Raw genomic sequence first — 24199 nt, forward strand, 5'->3', positions numbered from 1 at the left:
TGTAATTGGTAACGATTTCTAAAATCTATTGTAAACCTTAAATTTTCGCTATAAAATAAGATATAATTAGAATCTTCACTAAAAGGAGGCTTTACAATGAGCATGCTGAAAAAGATGGCATGGAGTTTTACTTCCTTCAAAAAAATAAGGTCGCTTCGTTTTGAGCATACGAATAAAACAATTGGCTTTGTGCTGTTTTTAACATTTATTTCTTTGCTGCCTACATTTTTCTTTATGACTTTGACGATTGTAAACGGCTATCATATCGCTACTACAGATCTTCCGAAATCTGTTTCTTCTTTTTCTATTTCAAACTCACAGCTTACGTCAAGTCAACCTTTCACAAAAAAAGTAAACGGTACCGCTTTTATCTTAAACCCCTCACAGTCTATTGAACGGTTTCATTCCCCTGCTCATGCCATTGGTTTTTTAAAGGATGGAATTTACATCACGACTAATTCACAAACACAAACTTATTCATATGAGTTGCTAAACTGGCATCATAAAGATAAAAATGAACTGCTAAACTTGCTGCACGAACAAAAATTTTCTTTATACATACTTGTCCCTATCGCTATGCTTTTACTGTACGTATTAACATCTGGACTAAACTTCCTTTCTATTACCTGCCTTGCTTATCTTGGAAAACTGATTGGACTCATTGCTAAAAAGCAGCTTCCTTTCAAGCAGCTATGGGCACTGAGCGCTTATAGTACGGTAGCCTTCACGCTGCTGTATACGCTTTTTGAAGCTTTTTCTTTGTCTCTAGCAACACATAGCTCTCTTTACTGGATAGGAACATTCTTTATTTACTTGTTGCTCGTCACAAGGGTTCCTATAAGAAAAAAGGTAAAACCTAATAAAGATGCTGGGACCCACGTATTTTAGTTGATAGAAAATCCAACTCGATCGGATTTTTTTATTGATATGGTGAACGCAGTTTTCATGTATGCGGCTGCTTATATATGGTGATTTTTGAAAAAACCACAGGCTCCTGAGGGGGAAACGGAACAGGTAAGACCCAGCAGGAGCGTATGCGACGAGGAAGATCACCGCCCGTGGAAAGCGACGTCTGGCACAGAAATCAACAGCGATATCAACAACGATCCATACTAAATCATTTATTTCATTTGCTCGCCTTTGGATTGGCGTGATGTAGTTAAGTCTCAGCCTCTTTATTTCGGTACAACTTTTCTTCTTCCCATTGCACAAGGAAGAATTTTCAACTGATACAAAACCCATAAACCTCCTGCTGTGAGCAGAATAAAGCTGTAAACAAACATCAGCCTTTCAGTATGCATCCATACTTCAAAAACAACAGGTCCCAACGCTACCCCTAAAAATCTCACCGTTCCATAAATGGATACAATAAACCCTCTTTCTTCGTCTGAAGCCGCTGAAGTAATCATCATATTAATACACGGAAGAACAAATCCTAAGCCGCCAAAGGCGACTGTCAAACAAAACATCAGCACAGGAAGCGTATAAATAATCGTTAATACTCCAAACATCAGGAATAAAAGAGTTATCCCTACTATCATTAATTTTTTCATGAGCTCTACATCTGTTTTGATGCGTTGCCCGGTCCAATAAGAAACGAGCGTCATCGCACCAAGAGGAAATAAAAAAGCGGTTCCTTTAAAAAAACCGTCTATATGATACGTTTCCTCTATTAGAAAAGATAAGTAATATAAAATGCCAAATAATAAAAACAACCCCAATCCCCCGACAAAGAATAAAGGAAAAAGCGATTTTCTTTTATCATAGACAATCCCAATGGCTCTCTTTAAATATTCTTGAACAGATACTGAATCCGAACCTGTTTTCCCTTCTCTCACATACATTAATATACCTACTAAAGCAGCACCTGCAGCTAAAGGATAGACAAAAAACGCGGCATACCATACGACGAGTGCTGCCGATGCTCCAATTATCGGCGCAACCACTTTTCCAACTCCGTTATACACTTCTAAAATCCCGAGGACTTTTGCTCTTTTTTCCCCTGTAAATACATCTCCAGTTAATGCCATTGCCAACGTTGTAGTACCTGCAGCTCCAATCCCTTGAATGACTCTGCCTGCCATCAACACAGCAAAGCTTCCAGAAGAGAATGAAGCACTACTAGCAGCGATGACACTACCTATTATCATCATGACGAGTGAATATATGATTAACTTTTTACGCCCATACCGGTCTGATAAAATCCCTACAGCAGGAATACACAATGCGGCTGGAATCGAAAATGCACTCAGTATCAAACTGGTTTTAACTCCGCTTAAGTGAAGTGACTTTTGAATGCTTGGCAGCAGAGGAATGAGCATGGAATTTCCCAGCACCATGATTAAAGGCAATAAGCCTAATGAAACAATCATTAATTTTTCTTTCAATTTTCGTTCTCCAATCATATTTAAGTAAGACAAGCATAGGCTTTACACATAAGCAAAAGAATGAAGGAGGAGCATAATGAAAAAGCTATGTGCATTAGCCGCTTTCGCTTTTATCGGATATATTTGTCACTACGACATTAAATACGGGACCATTCCCACTGCTACTGAAGCAGTTCAAGTCAGCAAAGCGCAGCCTGCAGAAACAAAAGCCGCCAGCTCTTCTTCCACCTATACAAAAATAAAAATTAAGCCAGGCGATACAGTTTTGTCCGTCATTGAGGAGCTTACAAAAAAATCGATACCGGTTTCTATGAACCAAATGATTAGAGACTTCAAAAAGTTAAATAACGGTACAGCGCCTGAGGATATTCAAATTGGAAAAACGTATAAGTTCCCTATTTACAAGTAATGACAGCATTCTTCTTGTCAAGATGGGATAGTCATTGTTAAAATAGCTAAGGTAGTACTTTCTACTAGTTATTTTGTTCATAAAGAGTTATTCTATTAATGAATTCAAATTCTTGATTTCATTTTGAAGGAGAGATTATCACGTGAGTGAAATTATACATCGTACAAAAACACGCCCGGTTAAAGTTGGAGATTTAACAATCGGAGGCAGCAACGAGTTAGTTATTCAAAGTATGACAACCACTAAGACACATGATGTTGAAGCAACGGTTGCAGAAATTAAACGTTTAGAAGAAGCAGGATGCCAAGTTGTTCGTGTTGCTTGTCCAGACGAGCGCGCAGCAGATGCAATCCCTGAAATCAAAAAACGCATTAACATTCCATTAGTTGTGGATATTCATTTTGACTACCGCTTAGCATTAAAAGCAATTGAAGGCGGAGCGGATAAAATCCGTATCAACCCTGGTAATATCGGTCGCCGTGAAAAAGTGGAAGCTGTTGTAAATGCTGCAAAAGCTAAAAATATTCCAATTCGTATTGGAGTTAACGCTGGTTCACTTGAAAAACGTATTTTAGATAAATACGGCTATCCGACAGCAGATGGCATGGTAGAAAGTGCACTTCATCACATTAAAATTTTAGAAGACCTTGATTTCCATGACATCATCGTTTCAATGAAAGCATCGGATGTTAACTTAGCAATTGAAGCTTATGAAAAAGCTGCTCAAGCATTTGACTACCCTCTTCACTTAGGAATTACAGAATCGGGTACATTATTTGCAGGAACTGTAAAAAGTGCAGCAGGTCTTGGCGCTATTTTATCTAAAGGAATCGGAAATACATTACGTATTTCTTTAAGTGCGGATCCTGTAGAAGAAGTAAAAGTTGCGCGCGAATTGCTAAAATCATTCGGTTTAGCTTCCAATGCTGCCACTCTTATTTCTTGCCCAACTTGCGGACGTATTGAAATTGATTTAATCAGCATTGCTAATGAAGTTGAAGAGTATATTTCAACTGTAAAAGCACCGATTAAAGTAGCGGTACTTGGCTGCGCTGTAAACGGTCCTGGTGAAGCTCGTGAAGCTGATATCGGGATTGCGGGAGCACGCGGTGAAGGTCTGCTATTCCGCAAAGGTGAAATCGTACGCAAAGTTCCTGAAGAAACAATGGTTGAGGAACTAAAAAAAGAAATTGATAAAATTGCTGCTGAATATCACGCAAAGCAACAAGCTGAAAAAGCTGCGGCTAAATCATAACTAAAAAAAGCGAGGCGCATATGCGCCTCGCTTTTTTTTATGAAAAGAACGGTAATATAAACGTACCGACAATAATCGATACAACTCCGATCCCTATTGCCCATGCTCCTAGCGTAAGTGCTCCTTTTCGGCGTGCGATAAACCCTAGAATAATCCCAGCGGCACCAAGAATAATTGGTAAAAAGAATAGTGAAAGAATCGAAAGCACGAGTGCGAAACGACCGTATCCCGTTCCTTCTCCTCGTCCAGCGACTTCATGATTGCGATCGCGATCAATATCTATAACTTCACGCTCTGCATGAGGCTCTCCTACTCGGTAAGGAACGCCCACTTCAGCTGCAGTTTCTTCCATGAAATCAGCTTCATATACATCTTTTCTACGCCTTTGTTCTTCATTCTCCATGCTTAATCCCTCGCTTTCGTAAATAAGGAGCATTTATAGTATCTGAATGCGAGAAAAAATTATAAGTGTCAATCTTATACAGCTACTCATTCTCTTATAAGAAATAGGTACAGACGCAATCACCAGGCCGCGCAGTGATCATTACGTTTTGTCAAAGGCATATAAAAAGTATTACTGTTTCTCTTTGGGCTTTATGTTACACTAGACAAGAATAATCAAGCACCTAGGTAGAATAAACGTATTAAAGGAGTGCACGTAGTTGACGAAAAAGTTTGGAATTGACATTGATGGAACTGTTACTTCTCCTGAAACTTTTGTTCCTCATTTAAATAAAGCCTTTAACTTAAATTTAACACTTGAAGACATTACAGAATATGATTTCAGCCCTTTTGTAAATGTATCACCTGCAGAACTGGGGAAATGGTTTAAAGCAAATGAACGCTCTATTTACGAAACCTCTCCACTTGCAGACGATGCAAAAGCGGTTTTGCAAAAATGGCATCAAAAGCACGAATTATTCTTTATTAGTGCAAGGCACGATAAGCTATTGGACGTCACGGAAGAATGGTTTCAAAAAAATGAACTATCGTTTCATCACATTGAGTTAGTCGGTTCTCATTTTAAAGTTGAGACAGCAAAACGATATGATGTTGATATCTTTTTTGAAGACAAACATGATAATGCTTGTGAAATCAGTGAAGAATGCAATATCCCTGTTATCTTATTTGATACTCCTTATAATCGCTTACCTGTTCCAAAAGGAGTGGTTCGCGTATACAATTGGCTAGAAGCAGATCAGTGGGTAGCCAGCTGGTTAAAAGAACAGCAAAAATAAAAAAGAGAGGTGCATAACGCCCTCTCTTTTTTATTGATTACATTCTATACATTGACCGTAAATTTCAAATTTATGGCCTGTAATATTGTACCCTCGCAAATCCTCGTCTACATACTCCATCGGACAAGCTTCAATTTCTTTTGTTTTCCCACAATCTAAACAAATGAAGTGGTGATGATGATGGGCGGTCGCACATTTAAATCGAAAGTGCTTTTCGCTCGAAAGCTCCGTCATTTCAAGTACGCCTAACTCCACAAACAATGATAAATTACGGTAAATTGTATCAAAACTCAGACCAGGATAATCAGGCTTCATGTATTCTAATACATCTTTTGCCGTTAAGTACTTATTTGATTTTGAAAACAGGGCAAGCATTTCTTCACGCTTTCCTGTATGTTTATATCCTTGATCTTTTAATAAATGAATGGCTTCAGTTAAATTCATTTTTGTTTCCCCTTCCGTCCTTTATTAATCATAATAGATATGATTAAAATAACAACAGCAATGACAACAATTGTACCGCCTGGTGCTAAATCCAAGTAGTACGCTGAAAATAATCCGCCTAAAACAGATATTTCACCAAAAATCACCGAAAGCAAAATCGTTTGTTTAAAGCCTCTAGCTAAGCGAATGCTTGCTGCTACAGGAAGAGTCATAAGAGATGACACTAATAAGATACCGACGATACGCATCGATACAGCAATGACAAGAGCAACCATCACAATAAATAAAAAGTGCATCCACTTCGATTTAATCCCAGAAGCAGAAGCGTGCTCCTCGTCAAAAGATAAAATAAACAATTCTTTATATAAGAAAAAGACAATAGCTATAACAAATACGGCTATGACAACAACTGTCCAAAGATCCGAACGACTCACCGCACTTACGCTTCCAAACAAATAGTTCATTAAATCATTATTAAAACCGTCCGCCAGCGAGATACAAATTGCACTAATACCAATTCCGCCCGATAAAATAATCGGAATGGCCAGCTCTTGGTAATGCTTGTAGACGCTTCGAAGTTTTTCAATAAAAAGAGCGCCTGTAACGGAAGATACCATCCCTAAATAGACGGGGTTCACTCCTTGCATAAACCCTATTTTCTGACTAAGAAGCAAGCTCGCAGAAATCCCCGCTAGCGTTACATGACTTAACGCGTCTGCAATTAAAGAAAGACGTCTTACTACGATGAACGTGCCCAATAAAGGAGCTAAGACGCCAATAATCATACCGGTTAAAAATGCATTTCGTAAAAACTCAAATTGAAATAAACTGCTTATCATACGTGCTGCCCTCCATGATGATGATCATGGGTTAACACATGAACATTATGACCATAAAACATAGATACGTCATGTTCACAAAGCTGTTCGAATTCTTTGGCATCCCCATGAAAGTGTAGAAATTTATTTAAACAAGCAACGTGGGTTACTTTTTCTGAGACAGTGCCAATATCGTGAGTAACAAGCACAAGCGTAATGCCTTTTTCTTTATTTAACTTTTCAAGAAGCTCATAAAAGGTGTACACATTTTGTGCATCCACTCCGACTGTTGGCTCATCTAAAATTAACAGCTCGGGTTCACTTACAAGCGCGCGCGCAATAAAAATTCGCTGCTGCTGACCACCGGATAGTTCTCCTATGTTTCGATTTAAAAATTCGCTCATCCCCACTGCTTCTACCGCTTCTTTCACTTTTTGTTTATGAGAAGCATTCATAAAGCGAAACAAACCTAATTTTGAAGTAAGACCCGTGGAAACCACTTCAAAAACGGTAGCAGGAAAGCCGCTGTTGAAACTATTCGCTTTTTGCGATACATATCCAATTTTACTTCGTTCTTTAAACCTTCTCTGATCTTTTCCAAATAAACGAATTGCCCCTTGAGATGGTTTTTGCAAACCAAGCAAACATTTGATTAGCGTTGATTTCCCAGAACCATTTGGACCAACGAGACCCAAAAAAGCTCCTTTTGGAATTGAAAAACTTATATCTTCTAATACATTCACTCCATCATATTGAAATGATAAATGATCAATTTCAATGATATCAGGTGTATTCATATGCGCCTCACCATTCTTTTTTTATATTTCTCCATACAAAAGAGGGCACGGTTTCTATCGTATACTCCGTTACCCATTTACTTTCTCAGAATCATTACGATTTAGTCATTAATGTAGTATACAGGATTGTCTTTTATTTGTAAACTAAGCCGGTTCACTCTTTCGCTTTCTTGCCTCCGTAAGTTCATCCGACTCGAAATGTTGTTTTATTACACAATATAGTCACATCTTTCTTTTTTATTCATAAACTATATATGACGAGGAGGTAATCATATGAAAATTGTACAGCAGATTGTCAATAAGAAAGTAAACAACATTACCCCGAAAGAGCTTTTAAAGTATAGCAAACAATACAACATCCCCATTACAGATCAGCAGGCACAAACCCTTGTATCCGTCATTAGACAGCAGCCCGTAAATATTTATAACCTTGAAGAGCGCCGAAATTTAATCAAACAAATTGCTCAAGTAACAGACCGTGAAACTGCTAGACGAGTGAATGAATTATTTCAGCAGTTAATGTAAAAGAAGAGGTCATGTCTATAGACATGACCTCTTTCAACCACATATGAAATTACATAAGCTTTTGTTTTAGCTCTGAATCAAAGCTTTGTGCACGAATCATATCAATTTCCAACTGATATGGCGCTTTTTTATTTTTCTTATCTTCTCCTACATAAGGAGTTTCTAGAATTTTAGGAACTTCTGTAAACGCTGGGTGATGAACAATATAATTCAGTGCACCAAATCCGATTTCACCAAATCCAATATTTTCATGGCGGTCTTTTCGAGCGCCGCATACATTTTTACTATCATTGATGTGAAGCACTTTAATTCGCTGTATTCCTACGGTTTTGTCAAATTCATTTAATACACCGTCAAAGTCTTGAACGATATCATAACCAGCATCATGTACGTGACATGTGTCAAAACAAACAGAGAGCTTTTCATTGTGCGTCACGCCATCAATAATTTGGGCAATTTCTTCAAAGCTTCTTCCACACTCTGTTCCTTTTCCAGCCATTGTCTCAAGCGCAATTTGAACTTCTTGATCAGCCGTCAACACTTCGTTTAGACCTTTGATAATTTGCTGAATACCGGCATCTGCTCCAGCGCCCACGTGAGCTCCTGGGTGAAGAACAATTTGCTTTGCGCCAAGAGCATGGGTGCGCTGAATTTCAGACGTTAAGAAATCTACTCCAAGCTCAAATGTTTCGGGCTTTGTTGTATTTCCTAGATTAATGATATAGGGAGCATGTACAACAATATCTGTCATTCCATGCTCTTTCATATGCAAAAGACCAGCTTCAATATTAAGCTCTTCAATCTTTTTGCGACGAGTATTTTGTGGAGCGCCTGTATAGATCATAAACGTATTTGCTCCGTAAGAAGCTGCCTCTTCACTCGCTCCTAAAAGCATTTTTTTGCCGCTCATTGATACGTGAGAACCAATTTTCAACATTACTTTTTACACCTCTAACCTATTGCGATTAACGATTGTTGCGTCTTTCACTACGCTTTTTCTTTTGCACATACTTTGTAATTTCACGAGCACGTTTTTTCTTGTAGCCAGGCTTTACTTTCTTCGGCTTTTGAATGAAGCGATGTGCCTCTTCTCCCACTTCATCCGCTTTCTTCACACGCTTTTTACGACGGTTACGGTCATCGATGGAAACCCATTCTTGCTTTTGAAGATCTTTGTTTACAAACTCGATTCCCATTTTCTCCAGCTTATTTACTGCATCTTCATCTTCCACATCGAAGATGGTAGCAGCAATTCCAGAATGACCGGCACGAGCTGTACGTCCTACGCGGTGAATGTAGAAATCTAGATCTGAAGGAAGCTCAAAGTTAATGACGTGTGAAATCCCTTCAATATCAATACCGCGAGCTGCTAAATCTGTCGCTACTACGTATTGAAATTCTAAATTATTAATTTGCTTCATCATTTTCTTACGGTCACGAGGAGATAAGTCTCCGTGAATTCTTCCTACCTTTAAGCCTTTAGACAGTAGGTCATCTGCTACTTCGTCCGCCATTTTCTTTGTATTTGTAAAGACGATAGCTAAATAAGGATTATACGAAATAAGCATATCATGCAGGAGCTTAAACTTGTTACGATGACGCAGTGGAACTAATACATGCTCTAATTTAGCTGCTGCTGCTTGCTTCGGCGAAACATGCGTAAATTTTGGATTTTCCATGTATTTTTTTAAGAATGGCTTTAATTTTTCAGGAATAGTTGCTGAAAAAACAAGCATCTGTAATTTTTCAGGCATGTTGCTTGCCAAACGGTCCACATCTTCTAAAAATCCCATATCAAGCATTAAATCAGCTTCGTCTACTACTAACGCCTTTGTTGTATACACAACTAACGCTTTTTCATTTACTAAATCAAACAAACGAGCCGGTGTTCCTACAACAACTTGAGGCTGCTTCTTTAATTTGTCGATTGTACGCTGCTTATCTGTACCGCCGATAAAACATTTTGCTGAAATTTCTTCTCCTTCAGCACTGTGTTTTGTTAGCTTTAATACTTCTTGATAAATTTGAGAAGCAAGCTCACGAGTTGGAGCGGTGATTACAACTTGTACTTCTTCTTTTTTAGGGTCTACCTTTTCAAGTAAAGGCAATAAATAAGCGTGTGTTTTGCCGGTCCCTGTTTGCGACTGACCAATTACACTTTCCCCTTTTAAAACGGAAGGAATTAAGCGCTCCTGAATCTCTGTAGGCTGATAAAAACCTAATTGTTTAATTGCTTCTATTAAAAATGGTTGAAACTCAAAACGTTCAAAGTTTGTTTTTTCCATAATAGTCTCCTTTTTTACATTCACGTTCATCTTTTAAGGCACAATATATGATTATAATCGATTTTTCCTTCTGTGACTACTTCTCATTCATATTACTAAAACTTATTACCTGTTTCAAAAACATTTTATCGCGAGTTGCATACGATAGTAAAAGAAAATCTACTTTACTAAAGGAGGTGCGTCCTTTGCTACAGCGAAGACCACCATTTCCACCCGGTATGCAAAGAAGAATGATGCCAGGAATGCCACCACAAAACGGCTTTGGGCAACAACCTGGTAACTTTGGCCAATTTAATCCATTACAGCAGTTTCGTAACTTTGCCCAGCAAACAAATGCTCAACAATCATTTTACCCGAATCAGCAAGGCCTGAACCGTGGAGGAGGTAACTTCTTAACTCGCCTATTCCGAAGAGGCGGAAATAGAAACATACCATTTCAACAAGCGGCTGCGGCTGCTCCTCGAGGTTCTTTGTTTTCTAGCCTTTCAGGAGCCCAAGGTGCTGCAGGAGCGACTAACTCTTCTTCCCTGCTTGGAGGTTTGCAAGGATTAACGAACCCTGCTAACTTGAGCTCCATGATGGGGAATGTTCAGCGAGTACTAAAAGCAGCGGAAACGATGGGACCTATGATTCAACAATACGGACCTCTTGTCAAAAATGCTCCTTCTCTATGGAAAATCTATCAGGCCTTGCGCTCAAGTGATGACACAGATGAAGTACTCGAAGCAGAAGGAACAGAGGTTTCTGAAACTGATGAAAGCAAAGACAGTAAGGTTTTATCAGCAGGCGCAGAAAGCACGGATTCATCCGATGATGAGCTGGATTTCTTTGAAGAAGAAATTGAACATTCATCCAGAGATCGGGTGTCTAAACCAAAACTTTATATTTGATAAATCTGCTGATTCCTTAAGGAAATACAGTGAGTAAAAAAAGAATATCTTTGTATTCTTCCTTTCTCTTTTATATAATAGAAGCGAGTTGAATTGCTCGTCAGGATTATGATGAGGAGGAAATTGAAATGAAAGTTATTAAAATTGCACCGCGCGGCTATTGTTATGGTGTAGTAGACGCAATGGTCATTGCACGAAACGCCGCTTTAGATAAATCATTGCCTCGACCAATCTATATCTTAGGAATGATTGTTCATAATAAACACGTTACAGATGCGTTTGAAGAGGACGGCATTATCACACTGGACGGTGCTAATCGCCTGGAAATCTTAGACCAGATAAATGAAGGAACCGTTATTTTTACTGCACACGGAGTATCTCCAGAAGTAAAAGAACGAGCAAAAGAAAAAGGCTTAACAACAATCGATGCTACATGTCCGGATGTTACAAAAACCCATGACCTTATTCGCCAAAAAGAAAAAGAAGGTTATGACGTTATTTATATCGGAAAACGAAATCACCCTGAGCCAGAAGGTGCACTTGGTATCGCGCCAGATATCGTTCATTTAATTGAAAAAGCAGAAGACGTAGCCCATTTAAATATTCAACGCGAGAAAATTATTGTAACAAATCAGACAACAATGAGTCAGTGGGACGTTGCAGAAGTAATGGAAAAGGTAAAAGAAAAATATCCGCACGCTGAAGTTCACAAAGAAATTTGTTTAGCTACACAAGTTCGCCAAGAAGCTGTAGCCGAGCAAGCAGGTGAAGCAGATGTTACAATTGTAGTAGGAGATCCTAAAAGTAACAATTCAAACCGTTTAGCTCAAGTATCAATGGAGATTGCCGGCACTGAGGCATATCGTATCGGTGACATCTCAGAGCTTCAGATCGAATGGTTGATGAACGCGAAAACCGTAGCTGTTACGGCAGGCGCATCTACCCCTACTCCAATCACAAAAGAGGTCATCAATTTTCTAGATCAGTTCGATCCGAAAGATGAAACAACTTGGACACGTGAAAAAAGCGTACCTCTTTCGAAGATTTTACCAAAAGTTCGAACAAAAAAATCGTCTTAATAGACGCAAAAGAAGGTGTTGACATTCGTCAACACCTTCTTTATTACATAAACGTAAATGGGTTTGTGTCTACTTTTGAATCAAATACTTCACACTCAAAGTTTTTCGCATCAAAAAGACTGGTTAATACACGCGTTACACCTTGTCTCATAACTTTTTCAACATGATGACCAGGATCTACAACGTTTAATCCCATTGCCATTGCATCATGCGCAACGTGGAAATACAAATCACCTGTTACATAGGCATCTGCTCCGCTAAATTTTGCGTTTGTAATATATTTGTTTCCATCTCCGCCAAGAACAGCTACTTTTTTCACTGTGGCATCCATAGACCCTACTACTCTAACACCATCCACATCCAATGCTTGTTTAACATGAGCGGCAAACTGTTTTAACGTCATCTCTTCTTTTAACTTCCCAATTCGTCCAAGTCCAAGCGTCTCGCCCGTTTGTTCCACTGGATAAATGTCATAGGCTACTTCTTCGTAAGGATGAGCACTGAGCATGGCACGAATAATTTTATTTTGTTGACCTGCTTCAAAAATAGTTTCAACTTTTGTTTCATTTACACGTTCTAACTCTCCTTTTGAGCCAATGTATGGATTGGCTTCTGAAGAAGGTTTAAATGTGCCTTCCCCTTCAGTTGAAAACGTACAGTCGCTGTAAAGACCCACATGTCCAGCTCCCGCATCACAAATAGCTGTGCGCACTGCTTCAGCATGATTTGAAGGAACAAATACAGCCAGCTTTTTCAGCTGAATAGACGTTGTCGGAACCAGCACTTTTGTCTCTTGTAGCCCCAATGCTTCGGCTAACAGGTCATTTACTCCGCCTTTAGCTATATCTAAATTTGTATGAGCAGCATATACAGCAATATCATGTTTGATGCATTTCTCTAAAATACGCCCTTCAGGACGATCTGTAACCACTTGTTTTAGAGGTCTAAAAATAGGAGGATGATGAGCAATAATCAAATCCACTTGTTTTTCAATCGCTTCGTCTACGACCGTTTCAAGAACATCTAACGTTATCATTACTTTTTTTACAGGCTTGTTTAACGTTCCAATCTGCAAACCAATTTTATCTCCTTCAACCGCTAAATGCTTGGGAGAAAATGATTCAAATGCTTCAATTACTTGAAATCCGTTAGGGATTTTACTCATTTTAACGCCTCCTCAATTAATGAGATGTCTTGGGTAAGTTTTTGAAGTTTTGCTTTGCTTTCCTCGGACTGAGCCTGCTCCATTTGGCTGACAATTTGTTTAAGATGATTTAGCTCATACGCCCACTTTGTCATAAAAGCAGCAGAGCGCTTTTCTTTTAAAATAGGGCCCATTAACACACCGGCTTCCACTTCACCGTTATAAGGAGCTAAGGCGTTTCCAGGTTCAGCGACGATGACTTCATACATACGACCGTCTTCTTCGATGATTTTTTCATCAATGATTTCCCAGCTGTGTTGAATCAGCCAGCTGCGAATATGATGTGAACCAATATTCGGCTGAAGTACAAGCCTTTTTACTCCTTCTAACTTCGCTTTTCCTTCTTCTAAAATCATCGTAATAAGCGTTCCGCCCATTCCGCAGATTGTAATACAGTCTACTTCATTCGGTGATATTACTTCTAGGCCGTTTCCTTTTCGAACGTCAATAACGTCCGTTAAGCTTGTTTTTTTCACCTGCTGAATAGCAGATTGAAGAGGACCTTCTGTAATTTCTCCTGCTACGGCACCGCTAATATATCCATTTAAATAAGCAAAACACGGCAAGTATGCATGATCTGAGCCAATGTCTGCTATCTTTGCTCCCAAAGGAATCGACTTTACTACTTCTTCAAGTCTTATTGATAAGTTTAATTCATTCATTTTGTCACCTATTCTCTATGTGATTACTGTTCATTATTTTAACATAGATAGCTGCATGATTCCTATTTCTCTTCATGTTTTCCTTTTAGCTGAATGCTTATAAAAAATCACAAAAAAAAAGCCTGCTTTATAAATGAGCGGCTTTCCAGAAAATCATGTTTCTGAACTCTATTTAATTTCTGATACCCATTTAGCCATTTCCTTCGCTTTTTCTGGAGGAACCAGCCCGGCCGGCATGTTTCCTTTACCGTTTACAACAATATCTGCAATTTCGTCTTGAGAAACTTTTTTCCCAATTCCTTTTAACGAAGGACCTACTCCACCTTGATACTGATCACCGTGACAACCAATACAAGTTTTTTGATAAATTTCTTCTGGTTTAGCTGAAGCCTGCTGTTCCGCGCCACCGCCTTCTTTTTCAGCCGCGATTTCTTTTGCATTGTTCAATCCGTTGAACGAAAGCGTTAACATTAAAGCAATCCCAATTACCGCAATTAATAAAAATGGTATTAGCGGATTTCGCTTCACTCACTATACCCCCTTTATGTATTCCCATCCCTAGAAATAACAAAATAGTATAAGCACTTTTATTTTACTTGAAAATGCTCATAAGTGAAAGGGTTTTATTTACATAATTAACTAATTTCTTATTGCGTATCTTAACAGCCAATTTGTCTTGCAATAACCGAGCGCTGAATTTCTGAAGTTCCTTCTCCAATTTCTAAAAGCTTGGCATCTCGTAAATACCGCTCCACGTGATACTCCTTCATGTAGCCGTATCCTCCATGAATCTGAACAGCTTGACTGGCTACTTCCATACAAATTTCAGAAGCATACAGTTTACACATAGCAGCTTCTTTCGTAAATGGCTTTCCTTGGTCTTTTAACCACGCTGCTTTATACACCATATTTCTTGCTAACTCAATTTTCATTGCCATATCAGCTAATTTAAACTGAATCGCTTGAAACGATGAAATAGCTTTCCCAAATTGCTTTCTTTCCTGCGCATATGACAGTGCTTTTTCATAAGCCGCTTGAGCGATTCCAACGGCCATTGCGCCAATTCCAATTCTTCCTCCGTCAAGCGTCATTAGAAATTGTTTAAAGCCTTCTCCTCTTACACCGAGTAAATTCTCTTCAGGCACTTCAACATCCTCTAAAACGAGTTCAGTTGTATTTGAAGCATGTAGACCCATTTTCTCGTAATTGTCTATTACAGTAAAACCTCGAGCTTCTGTAGGCACGATAATAGCTGAAATTTCTTTTTTCCCTTCTGTACGATTTGTAACAGCCGTTAAAGCTAAAAACTTTGCATAGCTGGCATTCGTAATATAGCATTTACTTCCATTAATCCTAAATGTTCCATCCTTCAACACTGCTTCTGTCTCCGTGCCCCCCGCGTCACTTCCTGCGTTCGGTTCGGTTAAACCAAACGCTCCAAAAGATTCCCCGGAGCATAAAGCAGGTAGGTACTGTTCTTTTTGCTCCTTTGTTCCGAATAAATAAATAGGTGCGCCCCCGAGCGAAACATGAGCTGAGTATGTAATTCCTGTAGAGCCACAAGCTTTACTTAATTCCTCTACGACAATAGCAAAACTAACCGTATCTGCTCCTCCGCCTCCATACTCTTCAGGAAAAGGAAGACCCATTACACCAAGCTCACTTAACTTTTTAAAAACATCAAGCGGAAATTGCTTACTTCGATCGCGCTCTAGTGCATTCGGTGCTACTTCCGCCTCTGAAAACTCTCTCAGCGTCCGTTGAATCATCTTTTGTTCATTGGTTAATTCAAAATTCATTTTTATTCCCCCTAAAAAAATGTATACGCTTACATTATTTAATTATAATTCATTTTTGTAAATTTTCTCAACTTTTAAAACGTTTTAATTTTTTCGTGTTATAATATAAGAGTACTAATCAAAGCATGAATAAAATGATAGCGATTCCATTTTTCGGATGTTTAAAAGGAATTTGAACAGCTTACGCTCTGTGACAAAAGAATACAAAGGAGCATTTGCAAAACGAAGGACAATTCAGTAAAATATATGAAAGAAGAAAAGTTGGTAAAAAAATCAATATACTTCTTCAAAATGCGTTTTTATGAAATTTATTCCATAAAAAAATAGATAGCCCCTTTCCTCTAGGAAAGAAGCTATCTCATAAGCGTTATTTACGCTTTTATCTATTCTAAGAAATCTTTTAAACGTTTGCTTCGGCTAGGGTGACGAAGCTTACGAAGCGCTTTAGCTTCAATTTGACGAATACGCTCACGCGTTACGCCAAATACTTTTCCTACTTCTTCAAGCGTACGCGTACGTCCATCGTCCAGACCAAAGCGGAGTCTAAGAACATTTTCTTCGCGATCTGTTAACGTATCAAGGACGTCTTCTAACTGCTCTTTTAATAATTCATATGCAGCATGTTCAGAAGGTGATGTTGCATCCTGGTCTTCAATGAAGTCACCTAAATGAGAATCATCTTCCTCACCAATTGGTGTTTCAAGAGAAACCGGTTCTTGAGCAATTTTTAAGATTTCACGAACTTTTTCAGGTGTTAAGTCCATATCTTCTGCAATTTCTTCAGGAGATGGTTCGCGACCTAAATCTTGTAGAAGCTGACGTTGAACACGAATTAGCTTGTTAATCGTTTCAACCATATGAACGGGAATACGAATCGTTCTTGCTTGGTCAGCAATTGCACGAGTAATAGCTTGACGAATCCACCATGTCGCATACGTACTGAATTTATAACCTTTGCGATAATCGAATTTTTCTACCGCTTTAATAAGACCCATGTTTCCTTCTTGAATTAAATCAAGAAACAGCATACCGCGTCCAACATAGCGTTTTGCAATACTTACAACAAGACGTAAGTTTGCTTCAGCAAGACGACGTTTCGCTTCTTCATCGCCTTCTTCAATACGTTTTGCTAAATTGATTTCTTCCTCTGCTGACAATAGGTCAACGCGTCCGATTTCTTTTAAGTACATACGAACTGGATCATTAATTTTCACACCAGGAGGTACACTTAAATCATTTAAATCAAACTCTTCTTCTTTTGACAGTTCTTGAATATCGGGATCGGCATCGTCATCATTTGCTTCAGATTCACTCATTACTTCAACACCTTGTTCTCCAAGGTATTCATAATATTCATCCATTTGATCGGATTCAATTTCGAAGTTAGACATACGCTCTGCAATTTCTTCGTATGTGAGTACACCACGTTTTTTTCCGATTTCGGTCAATTGATCTTTTACTTGTTCAATTGTTAAATCTGAATCAAGTTGTTTTGATTGAGCTGATTTTTCAGCCATCAGATCCCCTCCTTCCAAAATTTTAAGGAAAACCTTCTAAAAGTGGGACTAATACGCAATATCGTTTATTTTAACGTTTTTTTCAACTGTAAAATTTCCATTGCTATTGTCGCAGCTTTTAAATAATCTTTTTGACGCTCTGCTTCTTGCTTTTCTGCTTCTTTTTTTTCTATCGCTACCCTTTGTGGGTAAATCAATATCGTTTGGATATAATCATTCAAAGCTTGCTCCGACAATTCATCATTGATTGACATCATCGCCAATTCTGAAGCTAGACTAGACAACGAAGACTCGGGCAACCGCTCGATAAATCCGCTCGGATTAGGCTCGTGTCCTTCCTCGTAATAAGCATACAAATATAGAACAAGCGCACGATGTTCCTCGACATTGAACTGACCTTGAAGTCGGTCTTGAATTCTAAATGCTACATCCTTATCTTTCAACATATGAGCAATCAAAAAACGTTCTGCATTTTGATAAGCCGGTAATAAGCTTCTCTTTACGACTGGTTGTCTATTTATATTATTTCGATTTGGAGAATCATTATCCTTTTTCTTTTTTTCAGTTCGATACACTTGATACTGCTGTTCTTTAAGCGCATCTAATGAAATGGAAAACTCTTGTGCCAATTGGCGTAAATAATGATCTCGCTCTACGGCTTTCGTAAGGAGACTTATTTCTTTCAAAACGTCTTCAATGTATTGCATACGTTCAGATTCATTTTGTAGATTTCGTTTTCGGCGAAGATACCTCATTTGAAATGCCATAAAGGTCAAGCTGCTATTAATAACATCATTTTGAAACTTCTCTGCCCCGTATTCTTTAATATAATCATCCGGGTCATAACCATCCGGCATCACAGCAATCTTAACGGTACAACCCACATTTGTTAAGATAGCAGTTGCTTTGTGCGCTGCTTCAATTCCGGCAGAATCTGCATCGTAGCAAATGATAACGGACTCTACATTTCGGCGAATAATCTTGGCTTGTTCTTCTGTCAAGGCAGTTCCCATTGTTGCAATTGCGTTCGGGCAACCCGCTTTAACAGCCGAAATAACATCTGCAAATCCTTCAAATAAAATAACCTGCTGATTTTTGCGTATATGTTTTTTAGCGCGGTGAAAGTTGTAGAGTGTGCGACTTTTGTTAAAAATAGAAGTTTCGGGACTGTTTAAATATTTAGGCTGCCCTTTTATCTCTTTTAGCAGGCGCCCTGAAAATGCAATTGTTTTGCCTTGCAAGTCAGCAATAGGAAACATAATTCGATCACGAAAACGATCAAAGTACGTTTCATCTTGGTTGCGTTTAATGATTAAACCTGCATGTTCCATCTCTTGCGGATTAAACCCACGTTTTGTTAAGAACTTACTTACAAATTCCCACGAATCTAAAGCAAAACCTATCTCAAATTCATCGATAATTTCTCGTGAAAACCCTCGATTTATTAAATAATCATAAGCATCTTGGCCTTCTTTTGTATTTACCAATAAATGATGGTAAAATTTCTTTAAAAGCTCGTGTGCTTCAATCATTTTATTGCTAGGCTTTTGATTATCTTCTTCATGAGGATGTATCTCATGTTCGAAAGGAATATCTCCTTTTTCAGCAAGCTGCTGAGCTGCTTCCGTGAAGGACAGTCCTTCTAATTCCATTATGAATGAAAATGAATTCCCTCCTGCACCGCATCCAAAGCAATGATAAATTTGTTTATCAGGCGATACTGAAAAAGACGGTGTGCTTTCCCCATGAAACGGACAGAGTCCAAAATAATTGCGCCCTTGTTTTTTTAGTTGTACATAATCGCTTATGACGTCGACAATATCTACTGAATGCCGAATACGGTCGATTACTTCATCAGGAATTCGATTTGCCATAGTAACAGCTCCGTATTTCATATAATATTCTTCACTAAGTGCTAAATTCCTGCAAGTTTCGACAACATTTTTTCAAAAGCTTGAATGAAATGCTGACGATCTTCTTCACTAAATGCCTTTGGGCCTTTAGTATGACGGCCTGACCGTCGCTCTTTTGCAGAAACATAGCGAAAGAAAAGCACCGTATTCATTTCGTCGTCATTATAGTACTTTCCACGAGGAGACAGTGCGTAAACCCCTCGACTTACTAACATGCTTGCTAAGCCAGTATCTTGAGTTACGACAATATCCTGCTTGACTGCGTGATTTAAAATATATAAATCTGCGGCTTCCTTTTCTGCATCCACATAGACCCATTTTCCTGGTGTAGGATTTGTTTGCATGTGAGCATATGAAGCAACAAATACAAGCTCGATGTCATATGTATGTGTAAGTTCAACGATTTCTGCTTTAACAGGGCATGCATCAGCATCGACAAAAACTTTACTTTTTCTTTTGCTATAACTCTGTATTCTACATCCCTCCAGAGATTCCTTCTAACAATTTGTTATTTCCTGTAGATGGCATTTGTCGAATACTTTTTTCGATTTTGACTTGACTTTTATATAAATAGTTTATTCGTTCTTAACAAAGTCTAAACCTAAAACTATTCTTTTTTATCACAATTTTTTATTATAATATAAACAACCTATATTTTCTATACCAAAGTCACTTGTTTTTAAAAGTTCTGTCATATTCATCTTTGGTATATTTTCTTAGGCTTACAGCATACAAACATAAGCAAGCAATCTCCTTTCTGTCACGCACAGAGGAGATCCATCGTTTATTTCTTTTTGATGGTATTGAGAATGATACCAGCTGTTTCTTCTACGGCTCTGTTGGATACGTCCACCACTTCACAGCCAATCTTATCTACAATCCCTTGGAAAAATTCAAGTTCTTCTTTAATACGGCCAATATTAGCATAAATTGCTTTATCGTTTAGTCCAAGAGACTTTAAACGCTCTTTACGAATATCGTTTAATTTTTCAGGACTAATAGTAAGCCCTATACACTTCTCAGGTGATACATGAAACAGCTCTTCTGGTGGATCTACCTCAGGTACAATTGGAACGTTAGCTACTTTCAAACGCTTGTGTGCTAAAAATTGAGAAAGAGGTGTTTTAGATGTTCTTGATACTCCGATTAATACGATATCCGCTCTAAGAATGCCTCTCGGATCACGCCCATCATCATATTTCACTGCAAATTCAATCGCTTCTACTTTCTTAAAATAATCTTCGTCTAATTTTCTAGCCATTCCTGGCTCATAGCGAGGAGAAAGTTGATAAGAAGATTGAATTTTATCAATTAAAGGTCCAATAATATCAAATACCTCTACACCGTTCTTGAACGCTTCTTGAATTAAAAATTCTCTCATTTCGGGCTTTACTAGCGTAAAGCCAATAATAGCGTTGTTCATCTTCGCTACTGAAACCACTTCTGAAAGTGTTGCGATGTCCTCTACGTAAGGTACTCTTTTAATTACAAAGTCCGTCATATTGAACTGACTTGATGCAGCCTTTACAACTAGTTCAGCTGTCTCACCTACAGAATCCGAAATGACATAAAGACATGGGTTGTTCATATTTTGTGCATCCCCTTTTAATCCTTTTTCACTTATAATACTTCATCATTTGCTAATGCTACTAGTAATTTTGTAATATTTGTTTTGGTAATGCGTCCCACCACTTCAAAATTGCCGTCTCCCTCTTTAATAACGGGCATAGCATCAATCTGTTTTTCAATTAAGATCTTAGCAATATCAATTAACAAATCTTCGCGATAGCAATATGTAATGTTGGGCATTCTCGTCATGATAATATGAACAGGAATAGATGTGAGCTCTTGCTTTCCGATACTCGCGCGCAATAAATCTTTACGCGACAGTACTCCCACTAGCTGGGATTTCTCATCCACTACAAAAAGGGTCCCCACGTCTTCTAGAAACATTGTACAAATAGCATCATATACCGACACATTTTCGTTCACGACTACCGGGATAGACTGATATTCTTGCACCTGTATTTTTTTTATTTTATCTGTAAGAAGCTGTGCTCCTGTTTTACCTGTGTAAAAGTAACCTACGCGCGGTCGCGCTTCTAAATAACCGGCCATTGTTAAAATAGCCAAGTCCGGTCTTAGCGTTGCCCTCGTAAGGCTAAGCTGATCTGCAATATGCTCACCTGTAATAGGGCCTTCGTCTTTGACAATTTGCAAAATTTGTTCTTGTCGTTTGTTCAGTTCGATTGTACTCACCACCTAATCATTAAATGTGACATACTATTTATAAAACATTATATACTTTTTAAGCAAAAGTAAAAGCTATAACTTATTAATTTTAGCATTTTATCTTTTTAGAATGCCGTTTATTTTACCACGGCTTCTCAAAAAAAGCAGGCATTACGCTTACAATAAGCGAAGCTACCCCTTCGCTCCACAGTAAAAAGGGTGTCCCCTACACACTACGAGGCACCCTAGCGACAGCAATTCCTTGCATATCACTGATTATCTTTTCTACTTCTCATCAGAGAGCGATTGTTTTAAAGACTCCATCTGATTCAAAAACCGCTTTGTTTTTAAAAACAATCCTGAATATTCTTCGTAATATTGATCAATTACGAACTTTAATTGTTTTTTTGTTTCGGGCTTAACAGAAATAGAACCTAACCGCTTTAAATCAATGTAATAAAATAGCCTTAATAGTTTAACCGTCATCGGACTAATTTTCAAATGATAAGGATCTTTTTCTAAGCATCGATGACAAATAAACCCACCTTCTCGAATGGAAAAATGAAAAGTTCCTTCACCTTGGTGGCAGACTGCACATTCATTTAATGTAGGATGAAGACCTAGAACGTTTAACATTTTCATTTCATAAATAAATGTTAAGATCTCTGCATCATACTCTTCGTTCATATAATGAATGGTTTGGTGCAGCAGTTCAAATAGAAATGGATTTGGCTTATTGTTCTCAGTAGCTTTATCCGTTAATTCAAGAATATAAGAAGCATACGCTGTTGTGAAGATATCTTCGCGTATGCTTCTCATAGATGAGATAACTTCTCCTTGATGGAGAGTACCCATTCCTGAACCTGCTTGTATAAAAAAGTATCCATACGTAAATAATTGTGTGACGGAAGCTAAGCGACTACTGGGCTTTTTTGCCCCTCTTGCCATGAGACCCACTTTTCCGAGTTCACGTGAATAAATGGTGACAATTTTATTTGATTCACCGTAATCATTCGTTCGAATCACAATTCCTTCACACTTTTTAAACAATCATCATCACCGCCATCTTACAGAAGGCTAAGACAAGGGAGAATTGAGACTTTCGCTGTTGTCCTCATATGTTTCGGGTCTTTCTTTCACTTCATTTTCAAGTTCCTTAAAAATGAGATAAGTATCAATGCTACCTGTTTGTGAAAAAATGTTCCAAGTAAAATTCAACATAGAACTCCCACCTTTCTAACCATAAAGATCAGATACATATTTCAATTCCTTATGTTTAGAATAGCCTTCCGACGTAAAATCATGTAACACAATTTTTTACAAATTACCTTCTTTTATGAAGAGATATAAATCGACGCAAACAAGAACTCAAATGATTAATATTCGTCTTCTCTAAATCCAAAGTCACGGAGATGCGACGCTCGGTTTCGCCAATCTTTTTGCACTTTTACCCATAGTTCTAAAAATACTTTTGAACCTAAAAGGGCTTCAATGTCTGCTCTTGCTTTTCTTCCTACCTCTTTTAACATCTTTCCTTGCTTTCCAATTACGATGCCTTTTTGTGAATCTCTTTCGACGATAATTGTAGCGCCCACGTAAACAGCACCATTATCTCGTCTTTGCATAGAATCCATCACAACGGCAATAGAATGAGGTATTTCTTCCCTCGTTGCATGCAGTACTTTTTCACGAATTAATTCCGTAATAATAAAGCGCTCCGGGTGATCAGTTACTTGATCTGCCGGATAATATTGCGGACCTTCCGGCAATCGCTGCTTAATTTGATCAAGCAAACGCTCCACGTTATTTCCTTGTAAAGCTGAAATTGGCACAATTTCAGCAAAAGGATATAAGTCTTTATAATTCGTGATAATTGAAAACAATTCGTCTGGATGAATTTCATCAATTTTATTAATCACAAGGAAAACAGGCGTTTTTGTGTCCTTTAAACGCTCGATAATAAATTCATCGCCTCGACCTAAGCCTTCTGTTGCGTTAATCATAAATAAAATTAAATCTACTTCTTTAAGCGTATTTTGCGCTACCTTCATCATAAAGTCGCCTAATTTATGCTTTGGTTTATGAATTCCTGGTGTATCAATAAACACAATCTGCGCCTGATCTTCCGTGTACACACCCTGAATTTTATTTCTAGTTGTTTGCGGTTTGTCACTCATAATCGCGATCTTTTGACCAATTACTCGGTTCAAAAAAGTTGATTTCCCTACGTTTGGTCTTCCAATAATTGAAACAAAACCTGACTTAAATTCATTATTACTCATGTAAATCCTCCGATGAAAATGCTCCTGGAAGTAATTCTTCCACAGTTAATTCTTGTATGTCATTTTTTAAATTGGTTAATATAACTTTCATTTCTTTTGGACAAAGCTCAGAGATTACTTGTCTGCATGCTCCACACGGAGAAACAGGACGATCAGTATCAGCTACTACAGCAAGTGCTGCATACTCTTTATCTCCTTCTGAATAGGCTTTAAATAAAGCCGTACGCTCAGCACAATTGCACATGCTATAAGCTGCATTTTCAATATTGCAGCCGCGATAAACCTTTCCATCCTTCGTCAATAAAGCTGCACCAACTTTAAATTTTGAATACGGTACATAAGCCATTTCACGAGCTTTTTTCGCCTCATCAATCAGTCCGGTCTTATCCATTTATCCGCTCTCCTTTTGCGCTTCTACATGTCTTTTAACTTGTCCTTTTTTATTATACCACGGGGGTGTAAA

At 38.2% G+C, this 24199-nt stretch carries 27 protein-coding genes; 7 read left to right on the forward strand and 20 right to left on the reverse strand.

The window, feature by feature from the left end; genetic code table 11:
- Positions 1–96: 96 nt before the first annotated feature.
- Complete coding sequence (locus LJC66_RS22970; protein WP_230933604.1) at positions 97–888, forward strand: DUF1189 domain-containing protein; 792 nt, start codon at positions 97–99, stop codon at positions 886–888.
- Between the two features lie 287 nt (positions 889–1175).
- Here the strand turns inward: LJC66_RS22970 and LJC66_RS22975 are convergent, their stop codons facing one another.
- The gene (locus LJC66_RS22975; RefSeq protein WP_230933605.1) at positions 1176–2387 is read right to left on the reverse strand and encodes an MFS transporter; all 1212 of its coding nucleotides are present in this window, start codon (positions 2385–2387) and stop codon (positions 1176–1178) included.
- 76 nt (positions 2388–2463) lie between these two features.
- On the opposite strand from LJC66_RS22975, the gene LJC66_RS22980 reads away from it, so the two are divergent.
- Both LJC66_RS22980 and ispG read left to right on the forward strand, forming a co-directional pair.
- Positions 2464–2796 carry a hypothetical protein gene (locus LJC66_RS22980; protein WP_195695893.1) on the forward strand — a complete coding sequence of 111 codons (333 nt, stop codon included), beginning with the start codon at positions 2464–2466 and terminating at the stop codon, positions 2794–2796.
- A 151-nt stretch (positions 2797–2947) separates the two neighbouring features.
- Complete coding sequence (gene ispG / locus LJC66_RS22985; RefSeq protein WP_230933738.1) at positions 2948–4051, forward strand: flavodoxin-dependent (E)-4-hydroxy-3-methylbut-2-enyl-diphosphate synthase; 1104 nt, start codon at positions 2948–2950, stop codon at positions 4049–4051.
- 37 nt (positions 4052–4088) lie between these two features.
- Here the strand turns inward: ispG and LJC66_RS22990 are convergent, their stop codons facing one another.
- Positions 4089–4454, reverse strand: coding sequence for a G protein-coupled receptor family protein (locus tag LJC66_RS22990; protein WP_050688510.1), 366 nt, complete (start codon positions 4452–4454; stop codon positions 4089–4091).
- 259 nt (positions 4455–4713) lie between these two features.
- Here LJC66_RS22990 and LJC66_RS22995 point away from each other — a divergent pair, with 259 nt between their 5' ends.
- Positions 4714–5289, forward strand: a complete 576-nt coding sequence (locus LJC66_RS22995; RefSeq protein ID WP_013085038.1) for a 5' nucleotidase, NT5C type — start codon at positions 4714–4716, stop codon at positions 5287–5289.
- Positions 5290–5319: 30 nt separating this feature from the next.
- Here LJC66_RS22995 and LJC66_RS23000 read toward each other — a convergent pair whose 3' ends face one another.
- From LJC66_RS23000 to LJC66_RS23010, 3 genes are read right to left on the reverse strand one after another with little or no spacing between them, the layout of a single operon-like run.
- Positions 5320–5733, reverse strand: a complete 414-nt coding sequence (locus LJC66_RS23000; RefSeq protein ID WP_013059207.1) for a Fur family transcriptional regulator — start codon at positions 5731–5733, stop codon at positions 5320–5322.
- Positions 5730–6572 (reverse strand): metal ABC transporter permease, encoded by an 843-nt coding sequence (locus LJC66_RS23005; RefSeq protein ID WP_013059208.1) that lies wholly within the window; start codon positions 6570–6572, stop codon positions 5730–5732. Before LJC66_RS23005 ends, LJC66_RS23000 begins: the two co-directional genes overlap by 4 nt.
- Positions 6569–7348, reverse strand: a complete 780-nt coding sequence (locus LJC66_RS23010) for a metal ABC transporter ATP-binding protein (protein WP_230933606.1) — start codon at positions 7346–7348, stop codon at positions 6569–6571. The genes LJC66_RS23005 and LJC66_RS23010 overlap by 4 nt, the downstream gene beginning before the upstream one ends.
- 273 nt (positions 7349–7621) lie before the next feature.
- Between LJC66_RS23010 and LJC66_RS23015 the strand changes: the two genes are divergently transcribed.
- Complete coding sequence (locus LJC66_RS23015; RefSeq protein WP_230933607.1) at positions 7622–7873, forward strand: DUF2624 domain-containing protein; 252 nt, start codon at positions 7622–7624, stop codon at positions 7871–7873.
- Between the two features lie 49 nt (positions 7874–7922).
- Here the strand turns inward: LJC66_RS23015 and LJC66_RS23020 are convergent, their stop codons facing one another.
- Positions 7923–8810, reverse strand: a complete 888-nt coding sequence (locus tag LJC66_RS23020; protein ID WP_098599864.1) for a deoxyribonuclease IV — start codon at positions 8808–8810, stop codon at positions 7923–7925.
- Positions 8811–8838: 28 nt separating this feature from the next.
- Complete coding sequence (locus LJC66_RS23025) at positions 8839–10158, reverse strand: DEAD/DEAH box helicase (RefSeq protein WP_013059212.1); 1320 nt, start codon at positions 10156–10158, stop codon at positions 8839–8841.
- Positions 10159–10334: 176 nt separating this feature from the next.
- Here LJC66_RS23025 and LJC66_RS23030 point away from each other — a divergent pair, with 176 nt between their 5' ends.
- Both LJC66_RS23030 and LJC66_RS23035 read left to right on the forward strand, forming a co-directional pair.
- Entirely contained in the window at positions 10335–11048 is a 714-nt protein-coding gene (locus LJC66_RS23030; protein ID WP_230933608.1) for a YqfQ family protein, read from the forward strand.
- Positions 11049–11176: 128 nt separating this feature from the next.
- A complete protein-coding gene (locus LJC66_RS23035; protein WP_114896763.1) occupies positions 11177–12127 on the forward strand; it encodes a 4-hydroxy-3-methylbut-2-enyl diphosphate reductase in 951 nt (316 codons plus the stop codon).
- 43 nt (positions 12128–12170) lie between these two features.
- Here the strand turns inward: LJC66_RS23035 and LJC66_RS23040 are convergent, their stop codons facing one another.
- The 13 genes from LJC66_RS23040 to LJC66_RS23100 form a co-directional block, all read right to left on the reverse strand.
- Positions 12171–13292, reverse strand: coding sequence for a Nif3-like dinuclear metal center hexameric protein (locus LJC66_RS23040; protein ID WP_230933609.1), 1122 nt, complete (start codon positions 13290–13292; stop codon positions 12171–12173).
- Positions 13289–13993 carry a tRNA (adenine(22)-N(1))-methyltransferase gene (locus LJC66_RS23045; RefSeq protein ID WP_230933610.1) on the reverse strand — a complete coding sequence of 235 codons (705 nt, stop codon included), beginning with the start codon at positions 13991–13993 and terminating at the stop codon, positions 13289–13291. Before LJC66_RS23045 ends, LJC66_RS23040 begins: the two co-directional genes overlap by 4 nt.
- A 168-nt stretch (positions 13994–14161) precedes the next feature.
- Positions 14162–14521 carry a cytochrome c550 gene (cccA, locus tag LJC66_RS23050; RefSeq protein ID WP_013085044.1) on the reverse strand — a complete coding sequence of 120 codons (360 nt, stop codon included), beginning with the start codon at positions 14519–14521 and terminating at the stop codon, positions 14162–14164.
- Between the two features lie 131 nt (positions 14522–14652).
- Positions 14653–15792 (reverse strand): acyl-CoA dehydrogenase family protein, encoded by a 1140-nt coding sequence (locus tag LJC66_RS23055; RefSeq protein ID WP_013059218.1) that lies wholly within the window; start codon positions 15790–15792, stop codon positions 14653–14655.
- Between the two features lie 383 nt (positions 15793–16175).
- On the reverse strand, positions 16176–17309 hold the full coding sequence (gene rpoD, locus LJC66_RS23060; RefSeq protein ID WP_014458197.1) for an RNA polymerase sigma factor RpoD: 1134 nt from the start codon (positions 17307–17309) through the stop codon (positions 16176–16178).
- A 65-nt stretch (positions 17310–17374) separates the two neighbouring features.
- Positions 17375–19183 (reverse strand): DNA primase, encoded by a 1809-nt coding sequence (dnaG, locus tag LJC66_RS23065; protein ID WP_016765586.1) that lies wholly within the window; start codon positions 19181–19183, stop codon positions 17375–17377.
- Positions 19184–19224: 41 nt separating this feature from the next.
- Positions 19225–19695 (reverse strand): YaiI/YqxD family protein, encoded by a 471-nt coding sequence (locus LJC66_RS23070; RefSeq protein WP_080564741.1) that lies wholly within the window; start codon positions 19693–19695, stop codon positions 19225–19227.
- Positions 19696–20006: 311 nt separating this feature from the next.
- On the reverse strand, positions 20007–20810 hold the full coding sequence (locus LJC66_RS23075; protein ID WP_230933611.1) for a pyruvate, water dikinase regulatory protein: 804 nt from the start codon (positions 20808–20810) through the stop codon (positions 20007–20009).
- A gap of 32 nt (positions 20811–20842) precedes the next feature.
- Positions 20843–21481, reverse strand: coding sequence for a transcriptional regulator CcpN (gene ccpN / locus LJC66_RS23080; protein ID WP_025750542.1), 639 nt, complete (start codon positions 21479–21481; stop codon positions 20843–20845).
- 258 nt (positions 21482–21739) lie between these two features.
- Positions 21740–22504, reverse strand: a complete 765-nt coding sequence (gene recO / locus LJC66_RS23085; protein WP_013059224.1) for a DNA repair protein RecO — start codon at positions 22502–22504, stop codon at positions 21740–21742.
- Between the two features lie 27 nt (positions 22505–22531).
- On the reverse strand, positions 22532–22675 hold the full coding sequence (locus LJC66_RS23090) for a YqzL family protein (RefSeq protein ID WP_014458193.1): 144 nt from the start codon (positions 22673–22675) through the stop codon (positions 22532–22534).
- 155 nt (positions 22676–22830) lie between these two features.
- Positions 22831–23736 carry a GTPase Era gene (gene era / locus LJC66_RS23095; protein ID WP_013059225.1) on the reverse strand — a complete coding sequence of 302 codons (906 nt, stop codon included), beginning with the start codon at positions 23734–23736 and terminating at the stop codon, positions 22831–22833.
- Positions 23729–24127, reverse strand: coding sequence for a cytidine deaminase (locus LJC66_RS23100; RefSeq protein WP_013059226.1), 399 nt, complete (start codon positions 24125–24127; stop codon positions 23729–23731). The genes era and LJC66_RS23100 overlap by 8 nt, the downstream gene beginning before the upstream one ends.
- Positions 24128–24199 lie beyond the last annotated feature (72 nt).

Origin of the sequence: Priestia sp. TSO9, assembly GCF_021029645.1 — a bacterium.
GTDB lineage: Bacteria > Bacillota > Bacilli > Bacillales > Bacillaceae_H > Priestia > Priestia megaterium_E.

Bases quoted from the DNA above. Each gene is read 5' to 3' on its own strand.
- LJC66_RS23100 (WP_013059226.1), bottom strand. From the start codon at position 24,127: ATGGATAAGACCGGACTGATTGATGAGGCGAAAAAAGCTCGTGAAATG.
- LJC66_RS23035 (WP_114896763.1), top strand. From the start codon at position 11,177: ATGAAAGTTATTAAAATTGCACCGCGCGGCTATTGTTATGGTGTAGTA.
- LJC66_RS22990 (WP_050688510.1), bottom strand. From the start codon at position 4,454: ATGGAGAATGAAGAACAAAGGCGTAGAAAAGATGTATATGAAGCTGAT.
- LJC66_RS23045 (WP_230933610.1), bottom strand. From the start codon at position 13,993: ATGAATGAATTAAACTTATCAATAAGACTTGAAGAAGTAGTAAAGTCG.
- LJC66_RS22970 (WP_230933604.1), top strand. From the start codon at position 97: ATGAGCATGCTGAAAAAGATGGCATGGAGTTTTACTTCCTTCAAAAAA.
- LJC66_RS23090 (WP_014458193.1), bottom strand. From the start codon at position 22,675: ATGTTGAATTTTACTTGGAACATTTTTTCACAAACAGGTAGCATTGAT.
- LJC66_RS23005 (WP_013059208.1), bottom strand. From the start codon at position 6,572: ATGATAAGCAGTTTATTTCAATTTGAGTTTTTACGAAATGCATTTTTA.
- LJC66_RS23020 (WP_098599864.1), bottom strand. From the start codon at position 8,810: ATGTTGAAAATTGGTTCTCACGTATCAATGAGCGGCAAAAAAATGCTT.
- LJC66_RS23040 (WP_230933609.1), bottom strand. From the start codon at position 13,292: ATGAGTAAAATCCCTAACGGATTTCAAGTAATTGAAGCATTTGAATCA.
- LJC66_RS23000 (WP_013059207.1), bottom strand. From the start codon at position 5,733: ATGAATTTAACTGAAGCCATTCATTTATTAAAAGATCAAGGATATAAA.
- LJC66_RS23010 (WP_230933606.1), bottom strand. From the start codon at position 7,348: ATGAATACACCTGATATCATTGAAATTGATCATTTATCATTTCAATAT.
- LJC66_RS23075 (WP_230933611.1), bottom strand. From the start codon at position 20,810: ATGAACAACCCATGTCTTTATGTCATTTCGGATTCTGTAGGTGAGACA.
- LJC66_RS23015 (WP_230933607.1), top strand. From the start codon at position 7,622: ATGAAAATTGTACAGCAGATTGTCAATAAGAAAGTAAACAACATTACC.
- LJC66_RS23055 (WP_013059218.1), bottom strand. From the start codon at position 15,792: ATGAATTTTGAATTAACCAATGAACAAAAGATGATTCAACGGACGCTG.
- LJC66_RS22980 (WP_195695893.1), top strand. From the start codon at position 2,464: ATGAAAAAGCTATGTGCATTAGCCGCTTTCGCTTTTATCGGATATATT.
- LJC66_RS23025 (WP_013059212.1), bottom strand. From the start codon at position 10,158: ATGGAAAAAACAAACTTTGAACGTTTTGAGTTTCAACCATTTTTAATA.
- era (WP_013059225.1), bottom strand. From the start codon at position 23,736: ATGAGTAATAATGAATTTAAGTCAGGTTTTGTTTCAATTATTGGAAGA.
- rpoD (WP_014458197.1), bottom strand. From the start codon at position 17,309: ATGGCTGAAAAATCAGCTCAATCAAAACAACTTGATTCAGATTTAACA.
- dnaG (WP_016765586.1), bottom strand. From the start codon at position 19,183: ATGGCAAATCGAATTCCTGATGAAGTAATCGACCGTATTCGGCATTCA.